This is a genomic window from Nostoc sp. (assembly GCF_054880495.1).
Genome location: NZ_JBTYKD010000151.1, coordinates 1 through 2,480, shown reverse-complemented (window position 1 = coordinate 2,480; position 2,480 = coordinate 1). Strand labels below are relative to the sequence as shown.

Here is a 2,480-nt window from a genome sequence, read left to right as displayed (position 1 = left end):
CAAGAGCCAGGTCATTGAGGAGCCGGATGATGCGAAAGTGTCACGTCCGGTTTTGAAGACGAGCGGAACTCGTGAGAGTTTCGCTTAGTTTAATTGATTATACCAATTTAATATGAAGCTGCATATAATGGGGATTTGCAAACTCCATAAGTTTAAATCCCTATGAGCCGCCGATTTAAGATTGCGATCGCAGAAAGCGAAGAGGAATTGAAAAAACGTCTACAGACAGCTAGGTTAGGAAACCAAAAAGAAAAACTCCAGATGCTGTGGTGGCTCAAAACTGGACAGGTAAAGGAGCAGCAGCAAATAGGGGAACGCTTGGGCAGAGACACTTCAACAGTGACAAGATGGTTACACAAATACCGTAATGGTGGAATTTCAAGCTGATTAGAAATTAAGAAGGCACCAGGTGCAAGTCGAAAAATTAGCGATGACGCGATCGCAGCACTTAAACACGAGTTAGAAACAGGTGAAGGGTTTAGTAGTTATGGTGCAATCGTTGAGTGGTTGGAAAAGGAACATGGACTTTGTATAGAGTATGGCACGGTCTATGGATTGGTAAGATATCGATTGGGAGCGAAGTTGAAGGTTCCACGTCCCCAAAGCTATAAGCAGGATGAAATCATGGTGTGTGAGTTTAAAAAAAACTTGGTCCTTTGTTACTGAGTTTAGAGTCGTTATTAGCACAAGGGAAGCGCATTCGTTACTTGTGTCAAGACGAAACTAGGGTAGGAATGAAGACCGTGACAGGCAAAGTCATTACTGCTCCGGGGGTAAAACCTAATGTATCTGTGAAATGGGGACGGGAGAATTTTTGGATTTATGGTGCCATTGAACCAATGAGTGGAGACCATTTCCTCCACGAGTATCCCCAACTTAATGGGGGCTATTTCCAGGAGTTCTTGAACTGGTTATCTCAGCAGTTAGGTGAGGATTATGCCATTTTACAGATTGATCAGGCTTCTGCTCATATGACCTCGGCAATTCGTTGGCCGGAGAACGTTATCCCTCTAGCTCAACCACCTCACTCCCCTGAACTCAACCCAATTGAGCGACTTTGGCAATTTCTTAAACAACCTCTCAAAAATCAACTCTTTTCTTCCCTGCAAGCTTTACGTGATCGCATTCAAGAACTTTTTGACCAACTCACACTTGAACAGGTTATGTCTGTCTCTTCTTATAACTTTATTTTAGAAGCCCTTTTCTATGCAGCTTCATATTAAATTGGTATTACTGGATAAGGCTTTCAAAATTACCTTTCCAACTCTGGTTTCTTGGCTGACTGTCTGTGGCGTTTGACAATATCATTGACAGTTGTCTTGCTAAGGTTGAGAATTTCTGCAATTTTGCGGTAAGAATACCCCTGTTGCACCATCTGTAAAACTTTCGGGCCCAACTTATCTGCTTTGAGCCGTTGTCCTGGCTGCCTGCCAAACTTTTGACCTCTGGCTTTAGCCGCCGCCACCCCCGACCACGCTGATGCCGAAAGCGACAAAACCCCAACTAATCAACTTAGCTGAGGTTTATAACTTGCTTGATACAGGATAGAGAAACTCTTGTTAATTGAGATTAAAGAATATCTCAATTAAACAGTTTGAATGCTTTGCTCGGATATAGTATTGCTTTGTCCGTTACCATTACCAGCTTCGATGGCAGATGTTGCTCCTTGAGCTTGACCTAAATTCACTTTGAATACCTTGTTCTGTTCTTGCTCCAGTTTGGGCAAAGTCAGATTTAAAATCCCATCTTTCAAGTCTGCCTGAACTTGTTGATTTTGAACTTTGTTCGGCAGAGGTATTACTCTAGTAAATTTGCCATAGCGAAATTCGGAACGAACGTTACCTTTGGATTCAGAACGTTTTTGGTAACGATGTTCACCAGAAATTGAAACTGCCTCTTGAGTTACTTGAACATCCAGGTCTTTAGCCTCTACACCTGGAATTTCGACTCTCAATAGCAAAGAAGAACCATTATCATGCAATTCAGCAGCAGGAACCCACACCGCTCCAATCGATTGAGAAATCTCTTCGTTACCGCGCGAGGCTGTTGCCATTTCAGAGAAGATTTGATCCATTTGACGACGTAGCAGTTCTATTTCTCGAAATGGTTCCCAACGAATAAGTGCCATATTTGTGTCTTCTCCTTAACTTTCTAATTCATTTGAAGGTAATTGAACGAAGTTTTAGAGGTGATTCAATTGAGAGATTTAAAGCATTTAAGCAATTACTCACCCTCTACTTTTGTACAGAAGCTTTATTGCTTCTCTCTACTAAGTAATTTAATCAAGCGAAAATTTTCAAACAATTGGGTAAACCGTACAAAGATCAGTCGCATTTCCCGTATCGAAATCTTGGGATTATGTTGAATGGCAAGTAGTTACACGATTGGGCTAATTCGTGGAATACAATCGCTCCCTACTTACCAAACCTGATAGTCCAGCAGTCTGATTGCAAATCAGCTGGGAGTTCTGCGGGAAACTC

At 42.0% G+C, this 2,480-nt stretch carries 4 protein-coding genes; 2 read left to right on the top strand and 2 right to left on the bottom strand.

The genetic code is table 11. From position 1 onward, the window contains the following. Window positions 1-162: 162 nt before the first annotated feature. Both ACYTXL_RS15555 and ACYTXL_RS15550 read left to right on the top strand, forming a co-directional pair. On the top strand, window positions 163-387 hold the full coding sequence (locus tag ACYTXL_RS15555; protein WP_461925520.1) for a helix-turn-helix domain-containing protein: 225 nt from the start codon (window positions 163-165) through the stop codon (window positions 385-387). 269 nt (window positions 388-656) lie between these two features. Continuing rightward, complete coding sequence (locus ACYTXL_RS15550) at window positions 657-1,223, top strand: IS630 family transposase (protein ID WP_461925519.1); 567 nt, start codon at window positions 657-659, stop codon at window positions 1,221-1,223. Between the two features lie 29 nt (window positions 1,224-1,252). On the opposite strand, the gene ACYTXL_RS15545 is transcribed toward ACYTXL_RS15550, so the two are convergent. After that, entirely contained in the window at window positions 1,253-1,495 is a 243-nt protein-coding gene (locus ACYTXL_RS15545) for a helix-turn-helix domain-containing protein (RefSeq protein ID WP_461925518.1), read from the bottom strand. Window positions 1,496-1,585: 90 nt separating this feature from the next. After that, window positions 1,586-2,128 carry an Hsp20/alpha crystallin family protein gene (locus tag ACYTXL_RS15540; RefSeq protein ID WP_461925517.1) on the bottom strand — a complete coding sequence of 181 codons (543 nt, stop codon included), beginning with the start codon at window positions 2,126-2,128 and terminating at the stop codon, window positions 1,586-1,588. Window positions 2,129-2,480: the final 352 nt, after the last annotated feature.

What these genes read in the sequence shown, in the direction of transcription:
- ACYTXL_RS15555 (WP_461925520.1), top strand. Translation starts at nt 163, where the DNA reads ATGAGCCGCCGATTTAAGATTGCGATCGCAGAAAGCGAAGAGGAATTG.
- ACYTXL_RS15540 (WP_461925517.1), bottom strand. Translation starts at nt 2,128, where the DNA reads ATGGCACTTATTCGTTGGGAACCATTTCGAGAAATAGAACTGCTACGT.